This is a genomic window from Paraburkholderia terrae (assembly GCF_002902925.1).
GTDB lineage: Bacteria > Pseudomonadota > Gammaproteobacteria > Burkholderiales > Burkholderiaceae > Paraburkholderia > Paraburkholderia terrae.
In genome coordinates this window covers 22,130-36,701 of the sequence record NZ_CP026111.1, presented here as the reverse complement: position 1 = coordinate 36,701, position 14,572 = coordinate 22,130, and the positions used below count along the sequence as shown (strand labels likewise).

The 14,572-nt window shown below is 62.6% G+C and carries 12 protein-coding genes and 1 tRNA gene; 5 read left to right on the top strand and 8 right to left on the bottom strand.

Annotation, left to right across the window (positions count from 1 at the left end):
• Positions 1–75 precede the first annotated feature (75 nt).
• From htpX to def, 4 genes are all read right to left on the bottom strand, one after another.
• Positions 76–933 carry a zinc metalloprotease HtpX gene (gene htpX, locus C2L65_RS00170; protein ID WP_042305025.1) on the bottom strand — a complete coding sequence of 286 codons (858 nt, stop codon included), beginning with the start codon at positions 931–933 and terminating at the stop codon, positions 76–78.
• Between the two features lie 104 nt (positions 934–1,037).
• Positions 1,038–1,679, bottom strand: coding sequence for a LysE family translocator (locus tag C2L65_RS00165; RefSeq protein ID WP_042305026.1), 642 nt, complete (start codon positions 1,677–1,679; stop codon positions 1,038–1,040).
• Positions 1,680–1,779: 100 nt separating this feature from the next.
• The gene (gene fmt / locus C2L65_RS00160; protein ID WP_042305027.1) at positions 1,780–2,763 is read right to left on the bottom strand and encodes a methionyl-tRNA formyltransferase; all 984 of its coding nucleotides are present in this window, start codon (positions 2,761–2,763) and stop codon (positions 1,780–1,782) included.
• Positions 2,764–2,794: 31 nt separating this feature from the next.
• Positions 2,795–3,298: a peptide deformylase gene (gene def / locus C2L65_RS00155; protein ID WP_042305028.1), complete on the bottom strand. Its 504-nt coding sequence runs from the start codon at positions 3,296–3,298 to the stop codon at positions 2,795–2,797.
• A gap of 256 nt (positions 3,299–3,554) precedes the next feature.
• Between def and dprA the strand changes: the two genes are divergently transcribed.
• From dprA to C2L65_RS00140, 3 genes are all read left to right on the top strand, one after another.
• Positions 3,555–4,733, top strand: coding sequence for a DNA-processing protein DprA (dprA, locus tag C2L65_RS00150; RefSeq protein ID WP_042305029.1), 1,179 nt, complete (start codon positions 3,555–3,557; stop codon positions 4,731–4,733).
• 54 nt (positions 4,734–4,787) lie between these two features.
• Positions 4,788–5,165, top strand: coding sequence for a thioredoxin family protein (locus tag C2L65_RS00145; RefSeq protein WP_042305030.1), 378 nt, complete (start codon positions 4,788–4,790; stop codon positions 5,163–5,165).
• A gap of 307 nt (positions 5,166–5,472) precedes the next feature.
• A complete protein-coding gene (locus C2L65_RS00140) occupies positions 5,473–8,130 on the top strand; it encodes a DNA topoisomerase III (protein WP_042305031.1) in 2,658 nt (885 codons plus the stop codon).
• A gap of 133 nt (positions 8,131–8,263) precedes the next feature.
• On the opposite strand, the gene C2L65_RS00135 is transcribed toward C2L65_RS00140, so the two are convergent.
• Positions 8,264–9,355, bottom strand: a complete 1,092-nt coding sequence (locus tag C2L65_RS00135) for a LysR family transcriptional regulator (RefSeq protein ID WP_007581949.1) — start codon at positions 9,353–9,355, stop codon at positions 8,264–8,266.
• Positions 9,356–9,687: 332 nt separating this feature from the next.
• Complete coding sequence (locus tag C2L65_RS00130; protein ID WP_042305032.1) at positions 9,688–11,544, bottom strand: phosphoenolpyruvate carboxykinase (GTP); 1,857 nt, start codon at positions 11,542–11,544, stop codon at positions 9,688–9,690.
• Positions 11,545–11,893: 349 nt separating this feature from the next.
• Between C2L65_RS00130 and C2L65_RS00125 the strand changes: the two genes are divergently transcribed.
• Entirely contained in the window at positions 11,894–12,907 is a 1,014-nt protein-coding gene (locus tag C2L65_RS00125) for a D-2-hydroxyacid dehydrogenase family protein (RefSeq protein WP_042305033.1), read from the top strand.
• A gap of 48 nt (positions 12,908–12,955) precedes the next feature.
• Here the strand turns inward: C2L65_RS00125 and C2L65_RS00120 are convergent, their stop codons facing one another.
• Positions 12,956–13,822: a patatin-like phospholipase family protein gene (locus C2L65_RS00120; protein WP_042305034.1), complete on the bottom strand. Its 867-nt coding sequence runs from the start codon at positions 13,820–13,822 to the stop codon at positions 12,956–12,958.
• Between the two features lie 53 nt (positions 13,823–13,875).
• Positions 13,876–14,280: a PaaI family thioesterase gene (locus tag C2L65_RS00115; RefSeq protein WP_035987232.1), complete on the bottom strand. Its 405-nt coding sequence runs from the start codon at positions 14,278–14,280 to the stop codon at positions 13,876–13,878.
• Positions 14,281–14,490: 210 nt separating this feature from the next.
• On the opposite strand from C2L65_RS00115, the gene C2L65_RS00110 reads away from it, so the two are divergent.
• Positions 14,491–14,566 (top strand) — tRNA-Lys (locus C2L65_RS00110).
• The last annotated feature ends 6 nt before the right edge of the window (positions 14,567–14,572 follow it).

The window sequence follows — 14,572 nt, the reverse complement described above, 5'->3', positions numbered from 1 at the left end:
AAGGAAAAAGGGGCGAGTTGAACTCGCCCCTTTGCGATGCTGCCGCGAAAGTCCGGCCGAAGCCGACCTGCCCGCTTAGTCGAAACGTCCCGTGCGCGCCATCTCCATCAGACGCGCAATGCGCTCCTCCGTGGCCGGGTGCGTCGAAAACAGGTTCGCGATGCCGCCGCCCGACAGCGGATTCATGATCATCATCTGGGCGGTGGCCGGGTGTGCCTCGGCCGTCGGGAACGGGATGCCGTTCGCGTAGCGATGAATCTTGTCCAGCGCCGACGCAAGTGCCTGCGGGTCGCCCGAAATCTGCGCGCCGCCACGGTCCGCTTCGAATTCACGCGCGCGGGAAATCGCCATCTGGATCAGCGCGCCCGCGATAGGCGCAAGCAGTGCGACGGCGATACTCGCGATCGGATTCGACGGACGGCCGTTCTCGTCACGCCCGCCGAAGAACATCGCGAAGTTCGCGAGCGCCGAAATCGCGCCCGCCATCGTCGCCGAAATAGTCGAGATCAGAATGTCGCGGTGCTTCACGTGCGCCAGTTCGTGCGCCATCACGCCGCGCATTTCGCGCTCAGACAGCACGCGCAGAATGCCTGTCGTCGCGGCGACGGCCGCGTGTTCCGGATTGCGGCCCGTTGCGAAGGCATTCGGCTGGTCTTCATCGATCAGGTAGACGCGCGGCATCGGCAGATTGGCGCGCGTCGAAAGTTCGCGCACCATCCGGTAGAACTGCGGCGCGCTCGTTTCGTCGACTTCCTGCGCGTTGTACATGCGCAGGACCATCTTGTCCGAAAACCAGTACGAGAAGAAATTCATCCCGAGCGCGATCAGCAACGCGAGCATCATGCCGCGCTGGCCGCCGATCATGCCGCCGATCACGATGAAGAGTGCCGTGATCGCGGCCATCAGCATCGCGGTTTTCACCCAGTTGAACATTTCAAAGACTCCTTGCCCGCCACGCGGTTCTATATCCGTGCCGCCTGTTCGCGGCGAATGATTGTAAGCAATTTGTTAGATATGGGCGAGCGCGAAAAATTCAATCACCGCGTTGCCGTGGCGAGTCTGATTCCAAGCCCGACAAATGCGCTGCCGACAGTGCGGTCCAGCCACTTCTTGACGCCGGGCTTGCCGGAGAACCGGCGCGTGACGCTGCCCGCAACCCACGCGACAAAGCTGTTCCACGCCATGCTCATCACGACGAACACGACGCCGAGGGTGAGGAACGCCAGGATCTTGTTGTTGCTGTCGGCGGACACGAACTGCGGGAAAAACGACACGAAGAACAGCACGACCTTCGGATTCAGCACATTGGTCCAGAAACCCTGCATGAAAAGCTGGCGCAACGACTTCGGCGCGCCGGGCGCGCGCGTTTCACCCGTGGCCTGACCTGCTTCGGGCTTGACCAGAAGGAGGCGCACGCCGAGATACACGAGATAGATCGCGCCGACGAACTTGATCACGGTGAAAGCCGTGGCCGAGGCGGCCAGCAGCGCGGTCAGCCCGAATGCGCACGCGAGCGAATGGACGCAGCAACCGGCCGAGATGCCGAGCGCCGACATCAGCCCCGCGCCGCGCCCCTGCGCGACGCTTCGGCCGACGATATAGGCCGTGTCGGGCCCGGGCGTGACGTTGAGCAGAAAGACAGCGACGACGAAAAACTCGAAATGGGTGATGCCGAACATGAAATCCTCTTCAGGCAGAGTTGCACCGAAGATTTTAACGCGCCGCACGAACGCGGCGCGCCCTGGCCGAACGGCAGATGGTGCGACGGAACACGCGCCGTTACTGTGATTGCGTGAGGTCGAACCGCTGGCCCGTGGCGAGCGTCGAACCGGCAAGGAAATCGCGCACCGGCAGGCGTTTGCCGCCCGGTTTCTGCAGTTGCGTGATGCGCAACGCGCCGTCGCCGCATGCCACGACGACGCCTTCGGGCGAAATCTCGACGATCGTGCCAGGTTCGGCCTGGCGCGGAGCGTCAATCGACATGGCGGACCAGATTTTCAGCACTGAGCCGTCGAGCGTCGCCGCGCCGCCGGGGAACGGGTCGAACGCGCGAACCTGGCGCGCGAGCTCGACCGCCGGCCGTCGAAAGTCCAGCGCCGCTTCCTGCTTGCCGATTTTTTCGGCGTAGGTAGCGCCGTCGGCGGGCTGTGGCGTCGCGCCGAGCTTGCCGCTGCGCTCCAGTTCGATCAGCGCGTCGACGATCAGCTTCGCGCCCGTTTCGGCGAGACGGTCGTGCAGCGTCGCTGTTGTGTCGGTGTCGTGGATCGGAGTGCGGACTTCGGAAATCATCGCGCCCGTGTCGAGGCCCGCGTCCATCTGCATCAGCGTGATGCCCGTTTCGGCGTCGCCCGCTTCGATTGCGCGGTGAATCGGCGCCGCGCCGCGCCAGCGCGGCAGCAGCGAAGCGTGAATGTTGATGCAGCCGTGCGGTGCGATGTCGAGCACTTCCTGCGGCAGCAGCAGGCCGTAGGCGGCCACGACCATGACGTCGTGTGGGGTGGCGCGCAGCTGGTCGATGGCGGCCGCGGCTTCCGCCGGGAATTTGCCGTTACGGCGCAGCGAAGGCGGCTGCGCGACCTCGATGCCGTGCTCCTGCGCGTAACGCTTGACCGGGCTTGCCTGCAATTTCATGCCGCGGCCCGCCGGCCGGTCCGGCTGGGTCAGGATAAGCGGCACGGGAAAACCGGCCTCGTGGATCGCGGCGAGTGCCGCGGCGGCGAATTCCGGCGTGCCGGCGAAGATGACGCGCAACGAATGACTCATGTGCTGATAGCGGAAGCGGTCGGAAAGCGCGTTACATCGCGTGCGCGAGCTTTTTCATCTTGCTCTTGATACGCGTCTGCTTGAGCGGCGACAGATACTCGACGAACACCTTGCCCATCAGGTGATCCATTTCATGCTGGATGCAGACGGCGAGCAACCCTTCGCAATCCAGTTCGAACGTTTCGCCCTTCTCGTTCAGCGCGCGCACGCGCACCTGCTCGGCGCGCTCGACGTTGTCATAGATGCCCGGCACGGAGAGACAGCCTTCTTCGTGGATCTTTCTCTCGTCGCTCGACCAGATGATCTCGGGGTTGATGAACGCGCGCAGTTCGTCGTGCGCATCGGATACGTCGATCACGATCACGCGCTCATGCACGTCCACCTGCGTCGCGGCGAGGCCCACGCCGGGCGCGGCGTACATCGTCTCGGCCATGTCGGCGACGAGCTTGCGGATACGGTCATTGACCTTTTCAACCGGCTTCGCGACCTTGTGCAGACGCTTGTCCGGGTAGTTGAGGATGTTAAGTAAAGCCATGGTCCTGAAATTGATTGGGCGCCGACGCGGTTGAACAAGTCGCGCGATTGGCCATTCGGCCAGGTTGTTCGCAAGGCGCGACACGCACAGGATAGATAGTGGCCGAACCGTGTTGATTCAACGCCAGTTCGACGTTCGAGCGCATGTCCGCAGGCTCGCGCGGGCGCGGCGCAGCAGTGGTTTCGGAATATTTCGGATGATGAAAATTTTAGCATGGCGACTGAAAGGCCGGTTGCCGTGCGCGAGGACGCCAGTCATGCAGACGCTTCCCCTGACAGACCAGGAACTCGCCGCCTGGTTGCGGCTTTCGACGGCGCCGGGTCTGAACCCGACCGCCCTTCGCCGTTTGCTCGCAGCCTTCGGGCTACCCGAAGCCGTGCTATCGCAGACATTCGCGGCACTCGCCGAAGTCATCGATGAAGCCACCGCCCGAGCCGCGCTCGCGCCGCCGTCCGCGGACTTTCCCGCGCAGCTCGACGCGGTGCGGGCGTGGCGCGAGTCACCCGGAAACGCGCTCGTCACGCTCGACGATCCCGCTTATCCGCCTCTCTTGCTGACCATGCCCGATCCGCCGCCGCTGCTATATGTAAAGGGTCGGGTCGAACTGCTGCACGCGCGCAGTATCGCCGTAGTCGGAAGCCGCAGCGCGACGCCGCAGGGTATCGAAGACGCGACCCGCTTCGCCCGCGCCTTTTCGGACGCGGGGTTGACCGTGGTGTCGGGGCTTGCGTCGGGCGTCGATGGCGCGGCGCACCGCGGCGCGCTTCAAGGGCGTGGCAGCACGGTCGCCGTCATCGGCACGGGCGCGGACCTCGTCTACCCCAGCTCGCATCACGCTCTCGCGCACCAGATTGCCGGACACGGCGCGCTCGTGTCGGAATGGCCGCTCGGCACGCCCGCCCGGTCCGCCAATTTTCCGCAGCGTAACCGGCTGATCGCGGGGCTCGTCGGCGGCGTGCTGGTCGTCGAGGCGGCGATGCGCTCCGGCTCGCTGATTACGGCACGGTTCGCGAACGAGATGGGGCGCGACGTGTTCGCGATTCCGGGTTCCATCCACGCGCCGCTCGCGCGCGGCTGCCATCGGATGATCAAACAGGGCGCGAAACTCGTCGAAACGCCGGAAGAGGTGCTTGAAGAGCTTGGGTTTGCCGCTCCGCCGCCGCCCGCTCCGGTGCAGCCGCCACCGCTCCGGGCAGTCGCGAAGCCGTCTCCCGCAGAGGACGAAACCCTGCCAGAAAGCGGGACGCCAGTGCCAGCGGAAGCCAGACGCCTGCTCGACGCGCTCGGCCACGCGCCCGCCACGCTTGAAATCCTGGCCGAACGCACCGACATGGACGACACGCTGCTGCAAAGCACGCTCCTGCGGCTCGAACTGGCGGGCGAACTCTGTGCGCTACCCGGCGGCCGGTACGTCCGCGCGGCGCGCAACGGGTGACGCCTCGTGCTACATTCGCGCCAAATAACCCATGCAATACCGAAGGAAACCGCCATGCCCGCGCTGAACCTGGACACCGACGCGAAACGGATCGCCGAGCTCGTGAACGACAGCGAGACGCTTTTCGTTGCGTGTTTGTGTGCGGAATGGTGCGGGACCTGCCGCGAGTACCGCACCGCCTTTGACACGCTCGCGGACAGGCATCCGGATATCTGCTTCGCATGGATCGATATCGAGACTCACGCCGACCGTTTCGACGACCTTGACGTTGAGAATTTCCCCACAATTCTTATAGAAGACAGCGTGACTACCCGTTTTTTCGGAACGGTCTTGCCGCAGGCGTCGATTGTCGAGCGGATGCTGGTCGATCTGACCGCGCTGCCAGGCGTCAAAGGCGCGCCGAAAATGCGCCCGGCTCTGCTCGAAGCCTGAAACGTCTGTGAAACACCGGGATTGTCCCGGCCCCGTTTTTAAAAATACGGGTGAGCGCAGCACAGGGCATTTGCAAAAATCGTTGCGCGACACGGGAAAACCGGCTCGCGATCGACGCGAAACCGCCCTCTGTAGCGCCTGTCACGCGCTTGCCCAATTGATCTGGGCGCAATTAAGATGACCCGCTTTTTTGGGCCCACCGGTTGCCGTTGCGGCGGCGTGTGCTATAAAGCGGTCGTTAATGGGTGCCAAACCCGGGTTGGAAAACCCGAGGTCCCGGCCCGAATCCACCAATTTATTTTCAGTCATGTCCAAAGCACTGATCATCGCCGAAAAGCCATCCGTCGCGAACGACATCGCGCGGGCTTTGGGCGGTTTTACCAAGCATGACGAGTACTTCGAAAACGACGATTTCGTCCTTTCGTCGGCGGTCGGCCATCTCGTGGAGATCGCTGCGCCGGAAGAATATGAAGTCAAACGGGGAAAATGGAGTTTCGCCAATCTCCCCGTTATTCCGCCGCATTTCGATCTGCATCCAATCGCGAAAAGCGAGTCGCGGCTGAAAGTCCTGAACCGGCTGATCAAGCGCAAAGACGTCGATCGCCTGATCAACGCATGTGACGCGGGGCGCGAGGGCGAGCTCATTTTCCGCCTGATCGCGCAGCACGCAAAAGCGAAGCAGCCGGTGCAGCGCCTGTGGCTGCAATCGATGACGCCCGCCGCGATCCGCGACGGCTTCGCGCAACTGCGCAGCGACAACGACATGCAGCCGCTCGCGGATGCCGCGCGCTGCCGCTCGGAAGCGGACTGGCTGGTCGGCATCAACGGCACGCGCGCGATGACCGCGTTCAACAGCAAGGGCGGCGGCTTCTTCCTGACCACCGTCGGCCGAGTGCAGACGCCGACGCTGTCGATCGTCGTCGAGCGCGAAGAGAAGATTCGCCGCTTCGTGCCGCGCGACTATTGGGAAGTGAAGGCGGAATTCGTCTGCGCGGCGGGCTTCTACGAAGGCCGCTGGTACGACCCGAAGTTCAAGAAAGACGAGTTCGATCCGGAAAAGCGCGATTCGCGCCTCTGGAGCCTGCCGGCTGCCGAAACGATCGTCGCCGCCTGTCGCGGCCAGACGGGCATCGTGACGGAAGAATCGAAGCCGACGACGCAACTGTCGCCTGCGCTCTTCGACCTCACCAGTCTGCAGCGCGAAGCCAACGGACGTTTCGGCTTTTCGGCCAAGAACACGCTCGGGCTCGCCCAGGCGCTGTACGAAAAGCACAAGGTGCTGACCTATCCCCGTACCGACGCGCGCGCGCTGCCGGAAGACTACCAGGAGACGGTCAAGCACACGCTGGAGATGCTCAAGGAGAGCAACAACTATCTCCCGTACGCGAAACAGGTGCTCGACAAGGGCTGGGTGAAGCCGAACAAGCGCATCTTCGACAATTCGAAGATCAGCGATCACTTCGCAATCATCCCGACACTGCAGGCGCCGAAAGCGCTCTCCGAACCCGAGCAGAAGCTGTACGACCTCGTCGTCAAGCGCTTCCTCGCGGTGTTCTTCCCGGCTGCCGAGTTCCGCGTTACCACGCGTATTACGGAAGTCGTCGGCCATCATTTCAAGACCGAAGGCAAGGTGCTCGTCGAGCCGGGCTGGCTGCAGATCTATGGCCGCGAGACGGCCGGCGAGGACGCGAATCTCGTCCCCGTTCAGAAGGGCGAGAAGGTCAAGACGGACAAGATCGCCGCGCAGCAACTCGTGACGAAGCCGCCCGCACGCTACAACGAAGCGACGCTGCTGTCGGCGATGGAAGGCGCGGGCAAGCTCGTCGAAGACGACGAACTGCGCGAGGCAATGGCCGCAAAGGGTCTCGGCACGCCGGCAACGCGCGCGGCCATCATCGAAGGTCTGCTCGGCGAAAAGTATCTGGTCCGCGAAGGCCGCGAACTGATTCCGACCGCGAAGGCATTCCAGCTGATGACGCTGCTGCGCGGCCTCGACGTGAAGGAACTGACCGCGCCGGAACTGACGGGCGAATGGGAATACAAGCTGTCGCAGATGGAGCGCGGCAAGCTGCAGCGCGATGCGTTCATGCAGGAAATCGCCCGCATGACGCAGACCATCGTGAAGCGCGCGAAGGAGTACGACTCCGACACGATTCCCGGCGACTACGCGACGCTGCAAACGCCCTGCCCCAACTGCGGCGGCCAGGTGAAGGAAAACTACCGGCGCTTCGCCTGCACGAAGTGCGAGTTCTCGATCTCGAAGATTCCGGGCGGCCGGCAGTTCGAAATCGAGGAAGTCGAAGAGCTTATGCAGAAGAAGCAAATCGGTCCGCTTTCCGGTTTCCGCAGCAAGATGGGTCGCCCGTTTTCGGCGATCCTCAAGCTCTCGTTCGACGACGAGACGAAGAACTACAAACTCGAGTTCGACTTCGGTCAGGATCAGGGCGGCGAAGACGGCGAGGCGCCGGACTTCTCCGAGCAAACGCCTGTCGGCGCATGTCCGAAGTGCGGCGGCAAGGTGTTCGAGCACGGCATGAGCTATGTCTGCGAGAACTCGGTCGCGAATCCGAAGACGTGCGACTTCCGCTCGGGCAAGGTGATCCTGCAACAGGAAATCGCCCGCGAGCAGATGGCGAATTTGCTGGAGAACGGGCGCACCGACCTGCTGACGAACTTCAAGTCGTCGCGCACGGGCCGCAACTTCAAGGCATTCCTCGTCAAGCAGAGCGACGGCAAGATCGGCTTCGAGTTCGAAAAGAAGGAGCCGAAGGAAGGCGCGGCCAAGAAGACGGCCGCGAAGTCCGCAGCCAAGGCGGCGCCCGAGTCGGCAAACGACGAGGCAGCGAACGAAGCACCGGCGAAGAAGGTTGCAGCGAAGACGGCTGCTGCCAAGAAAGCGCCTGCGAAGAAAGCGGCTACCAAGACGACAGCGGCGAAAACCGCAGCGCGCAAGACGGGTTCGTAAAGCCTGTTCGGCACGCGCCGTCTGACGCGCGCAGCCACACACGTACGCGAGCAAGCGCGCAGCAAAAAGCGCAGTCACCTTTGACGGTGACTGCGCTTTTTTATCGTCTATCCGGAACGCCGCGGAGTGCGCCTCAATGCGTCGGCGAAACGATGCCGCGTGAACGGTTCAGCGTGCGCGTCGCCGGCTTGGCCGGGATCTCGCCATCCAGCAGGCTCGACAGCGGCTCGGCCCCGTCGAACGCTTCTGGCGGCATCGACACAGCCGTCGATTCGAGCATCGACGGCGCGCGCTCCACGCCGTCCTTCACCCATTGTTCGCCCAGCTTGCTGTTCGGCGTCTGGTTGAAATGCTCGACGAGGTGATCGATAAACGTGCGGACCTTTGCCGGCAAATGCCGACGGCTCGGATACGCGATGTTGATCTCGACCTGCGGCAAACGGTAGTCGCTCAGAAGCCGCACCAGCTTGCCGCGCGTCGTGTCGCGCCCGATCAGATAGCTCGGCAGGATCGCGATGCCCATACCGAGCAAAGCGAACTGACGCAGCATTTCCGTATTGTTCGCGACGATCACGTTCGTCGGACGCACGCGCACTTCGCCGTCCGGACCAGTGAACACGCGCTCGTCACCCCAGTATTCGGACGGCAACGACAGGCAGGGATGCTCCAGAAGCTGCTCAGGCCGCGTCGGCGTGCCGTGCTTCTCCAGATACGCAGGAGTCGCGCAGACGGTCATACAGCCCGTCGTAAGCCGCCGCGTGACGATGCTCGCGCTGCGCATATGCCGCGCGATCACGACGCCGACGTCAAAGCCTTCTTCGACGAGATCGACCTGACGGTCGACCAGCGTCACATCGGGAATCACCTTTGGATAGCGCTCGGCGTACGTCTGAAGCACGGGCGCAAGGTTATGCAGACCGAACACGACTGGCGCGACGATGCGTAGCGTGCCGACGGGCTCGTGGTTGCGCGCGACGACCATTTGCTCGACGTCTTCGAGCTCGTCGAGAATCTGCCGGGCGCGTTCCAGATAAACCTGACCGGATTCGGTCAGCGAGAGACTACGTGTGGTGCGGTTGAGCAGTCGGGTACCGAGGCGACCTTCCAGATCGGCAACGTGACGGGTGGCGACTGCGTTTGAAATATCCATCGCGCTAGCCGCGCGGGCGAAACTTCCGAGATCCGCCACTTTGACGAAAACTCGCATCGACTGCAAATGATCCATGGACAACTCCTGCCGTATTACCGCTCCCCCGCGAACAGGAAGCACATTTGGGATTTTCCTACGACTAGGGAAATCCTGCAGAAGTTGCCTAAGAAAGCAGAAATTTTATGAAAATTTGAGTCAATATCTTAAGGGACGGAATAGCACGTAGCCTATTGTTCCCATTGTTGAAACAATTTGCTGCATCGCGTCGGAATCGCATCGGTAGCTCGAACAGCGAAAGCGACGCGTCGGTGGTAGAAATGGGGTCGAAAGGTGACACCAAAATGGCAGAAATGACGAAAAAGCCGCCCGGAGGCGGCTTCGTCATTCGTTAGTGAACGCTCACAACATCACGCGGCCAGCTTCTTCTCCAGCGCGTTCCGCGTATCTTGCAGTGCGGCAGGCAGGCCTTGCTTCAACGTGTCGAACAATTCGCTATGCAATGCGAGTTCCTTGCGCCACGCGGCATCATCGACGGAAATTACCTGCTCGAACTGTTCGCGGGTGAAGTCGAGCCCGCTCCAGTCGATATCTTCGTAGCGCGGCGAGACCCCAAATGCATGTTCCTCGCCCTGCGACTTGCCTTCGATCCGGCCGATCATCCAGAGCAGCACGCGCATGTTTTCACCGAAACCCGGCCACACGAACTTGCCGTCGTCGCCCTTGCGGAACCAGTTGACGCAGAAAATCTTCGGCGTGCGCGCGTTCAACTGCTCCAGCTTCGCGCCCGTCTTTAGCCAGTGGCCAAAGTAGTCGCTCATGTTGTAGCCGCAGAACGGCAGCATCGCGAACGGATCGCGCCGCACGACGCCCTGCTGGCCGGCTGCGGCAGCCGTCGTTTCCGAGCCCATCGTCGCGGCCATGTAGACGCCCTCGACCCAGTCGCGCGCTTCCGTCACGAGCGGCACGGTCGTCGAGCGGCGGCCGCCAAAGACGAACGCGTCGATCGGCACGCCAGCCGGATTCTCCCAATCGGCGTCGATTGACGGGCATTGCGAAGCGGGCGCCGTGAAGCGCGCGTTCGGGTGCGCTGCCTTGCGCCCCGTTTCCTTTGCGATCGCGGGCGTCCAGTCCTTGCCCTGCCAGTCGATCAGATGCGCGGGCGGCTCGTCGGTCATGCCTTCCCACCAGACGTCGCCGTCGTCCGTCAGCGCGACGTTCGTGAAGATCACGTTTTCCTTCAGCGTCGCCATCGCGTTGAAGTTGGTCTTTTCGCTCGTGCCTGGCGCGACGCCGAAATAGCCCGCCTCCGGATTGATCGCGTAGAGTCGCCCGTCCTTGCCCGGCTTGATCCACGCGATGTCGTCGCCGATCGTCGTGATCTTCCAGCCGTTCATGCCTTGCGGCGGGATCAGCATCGCGAAGTTGGTCTTGCCGCACGCCGACGGGAACGCGGCCGCGACGTGATGCTTCTTGCCTTCCGGCGACGTAACGCCGAGCACCAGCATGTGCTCGGCGAGCCAGCCTTCGTCGCGGCCCATCGTCGATGCGATGCGAAGAGCGAAGCACTTCTTGCCGAGCAGCGCGTTGCCGCCGTAGCCCGAGCCGTAGCTCCAGATTTCGCGTGATTCGGGGAAATGGACGATGTACTTCGTATCGTTGCACGGCCACGCGACGTCTTTCTGGCCCGCCGCGAGCGGCGCGCCGACGGAATGCACGCACGGGACGAACGCGCCGTCCTCGCCGAGCACGTCGTACACTTTGCGGCCCATGCGCGTCATGATCCGCATATTCGTGACGACGTACGGGCTATCGCTCAACTCGACGCCGATATGCGCGATCGGCGAACCGAGCGGGCCCATCGAGAACGGCACGACGTACATCGTGCGGCCGCGCATTGCGCCGTCGAAGAGACCGTCGAGCGTCGCGCGCATTTCGGCGGGTGCGATCCAGTTGTTGGTCGGCCCGGCGTCCTCGCTGTGCTGGGAGCAGATGAACGTGCGATCCTCGACACGCGCGACATCGGACGGATCGGACCACGCAAGATACGAATTGGGCCGTTTGGCCGCGTTGAGCTTCTTGAGGGTGCCCGCTGCGACCATCTGCGCGCTCAGACGGTCGTATTCCTCCTGCGAACCATCGCACCAGACGATCCGTTCCGGTTTTGCCAGCGCGGCCACGCGCTGCACCCACTCGATCAGTTTTTGATGTTTGACCCAGGCAGGCGCTTCGAGGGTCGAATGGCCTGCAAATGCGGGATGATTCATCGAGCTGTCTCCGTTTTGGTAGAAAAAGAAAAACGGTCCTAGCCCAACGACGCTGCATGCGAGAGGCGATAATCGGCGCGAAGGGTTTTAATGCGCGCGATCCAGCAGTCGTAAGGGCCTTCCAGCCTGTCGCCGACACGTTGAAACCGTCTGTAAAGCGGCTTGCGTGGACATGCAACAAACTGTTAAAAACGAGGGAACTTGCCTCGCCGTCGTGGCTCCGTCATAGCGGCTCCTTGTACGGTAAGGCATTCACAATAAGCATCATGTGGTCCAGGTCACATGATGGGACACCCGAATAAGACTCTCCGTTCCGCACCCGCATGGTGCGTCGCAAAACATATACGCCATGAAGATTGCCATCCTTGACGATTATCAAGACGCCGTCCGCAAGCTCGACTGTTTCCAAATGCTCGCCGACCACGAGGTCAAGGTCTTTAACAACACCGTTCGCGGTCTGGGCCAGCTCGCCAGCCGCCTGTCGGAAGTCGACGCGCTGGTCCTGATTCGCGAACGCACCCGCATCAGCTCGCAACTGCTCGACAAGCTGCCGCATCTGCGCATGATCAGCCAGACCGGCCGTGCAGGAAACCATATCGACATCGCCGCCTGTACCGAGCGCGGCATTGCCGTGCTCGAAGGCGTCGGCTCGCCGATCGCACCCGCCGAACTGACGTGGGCCCTAATCATGGCCGCGCAGCGTCGCATTCCGCAATACGTGGCAAACCTTAAGCAAGGGGCCTGGCAGCAATCCGGTCTGAAAACCTCGGCGCTGCCGCCGAACTTCGGCCTCGGCCAGGTGCTGCGCGGACAGACGCTCGGCATCTGGGGCTACGGCAAGATCGGCCGGCTGGTGGCGGGTTACGGCAAGGCGTTCGGGATGAACGTGCTGATCTGGGGCCGCGATCACACCCGCGAAGCGGCGCTCGCCGACGGCTATCAGGTCGCGGAAAGCCGCGAGGCGCTGTTCGAGCAGAGCGACGTGCTGTCGCTGCATCTGCGCATGCACGACGACACGCGCGGCATCGTCAAGCAGGAAGATCTGATGCGCATGAAGCCGACCGCGCTCTTCGTCAACACGAGCCGCGCCGAGCTGCTCGAAGAGAATGCGTTGATGGGCGCCCTGTCGCACAACCGTCCGGGCATGGTCGCGATCGACGTCTACGAAAGCGAGCCGATCCTGCAGGGCTACAGCCTGCTGCGAATGGAAAACGTGATTTGCTCGCCGCACATCGGCTATGTCGAGAAGGAAAGCTACGAGCTTTATTTCAGCGCGGCGTTCAAGAACATTCTCGCGTTCGATCAGGGCGATACGTCGAGCGTCGCGAATCCGGAAGCGCTGCAGGGCGGACGTCGTCGGTAAGTGAGTGCATGCGGCCCCGCATGGGCCCAGCGCCTTTAAGTACGCGTTTCAGTCGTGCGCGGCGGCGTCGAGCAGTTCAGGCACGCGTTGTAGAAACTGCTCGCCGTCCACGCGTCCGAGATTGTATGCGTGCTGCATCTGCGACGGACTCGTGTAGTCCCAGCTCGAAATCGGCACTTTGCGCGACGGCTGCACGTACAGCCGCTGTTGCGTGCCATGCGGCACGACGAACATCTGCGGACGCGGATAGATCCGCGTCACCATCACCAGCACATTGCCGGGCGACGGATCGAGCGCGCCGACGGGCACATTGTCGACCATCCCGCCATCCAGCACGGGACGCCCATTGCGCCGCAAGACAGGCGTGAACGGCGGCGTACACGATGATTGGAGAATCAGGTCCGCGAGTTCTTCGACACTCGCGCAATCCTGCGCGCGAACGAATTCCGGATGAAAACCGAGCGATTGGCCGAGCGTCGGATGCAGCGTCTTGCGGATGTATTTTTCGATGTTATAGGCGATCAGTCCGGCCGCGACGGCGCTGCGCGCGCCCAGCCAGCGCGGCACGTGCGACACGCCGATACGGATTTCCGGCGCCTTCGCCAATTGCGCGAACTTTTCACCGTAGATATCGAGCAGCGCCTGCCGGTAGATCCGGTAATGTGGAAACACCGATTCGCCGCGCAGCAGATTGCCCCAGTACGCGTTCTTCGTGTTGTTGCGCAGCGCGGTCTCGTAATAGCGCATCACCCAATCGGCGTCGCGCGTGTAGAGCATGCAGGCCGTGGCCGCGCCCGCAGAAATGCCCGTGATCACGCGCGGCTTGATAGTCAGTTCCGGCTGGACCACGTCCCAGAATCCTGCTTGCCACCAGCAGCGATTGCCGCCGCCGGCGAATACGACCTGATCGAACATCCGTTGCTTCCTTCGATTGCCGCGGCGCGGGCTCGCGCCGTCGACAGGCGCGCTCAGTTGAGCAGCGCGTAAGTGGTGGTGGCGTGGACGGCCATCTTGCCGTCGTCGTCGGTCAGCTCGACTTCGCCGAACACGAGATTGCGGCCCATGCGCAGCACGCGCGCCGTGATGACCACGTCGCCTTTGCGAACAGCCCGCATGAAGCTGATGTTCAGCGAGACGGTGGTCATCGGTTTGAACCCGCCGAGCGCCGCGGAAATGGCGACGACCATCGCCGTATCGGCGGCTGCCATGAAGACCTGGCCGCAGATTACGCCGCCGCTGTGCCGCAGCTCGCCGGAAAACGGCAGGCGCAGCGTGGCGCTTTCATCGTCGACCTTGACAGGTGTGAGCGACAGCGCGCGCACCCATGGCGCGAGCACACGATCGAGCAGTTCTCGGACTTCGGTTTCGTCCATCATGATTTCCCGTTGGGCCGGGCGAAAGGCCGCACGGCATGTGTCGCGACATGATACCGGGACGAACGCCCGTGCGCTTCGATGGTGATTTCGGTGGATGCTGGCGGTCCCGTCCTTTCTGGCGGGGCCTGCTGCGGAATCTTTTTTTAAGAAATTTGCGAGATACACTTGCCAAGCAAGAAAAACTCCTGCATAATTTCGCTTCTGTTGGGGGCGTTAGCTCAGTTGGTAGAGCAGCGGACTCTTAATCCGTAGGTCGAGTGTTCGAGTCACTCACGCCCCACCAAAGAAT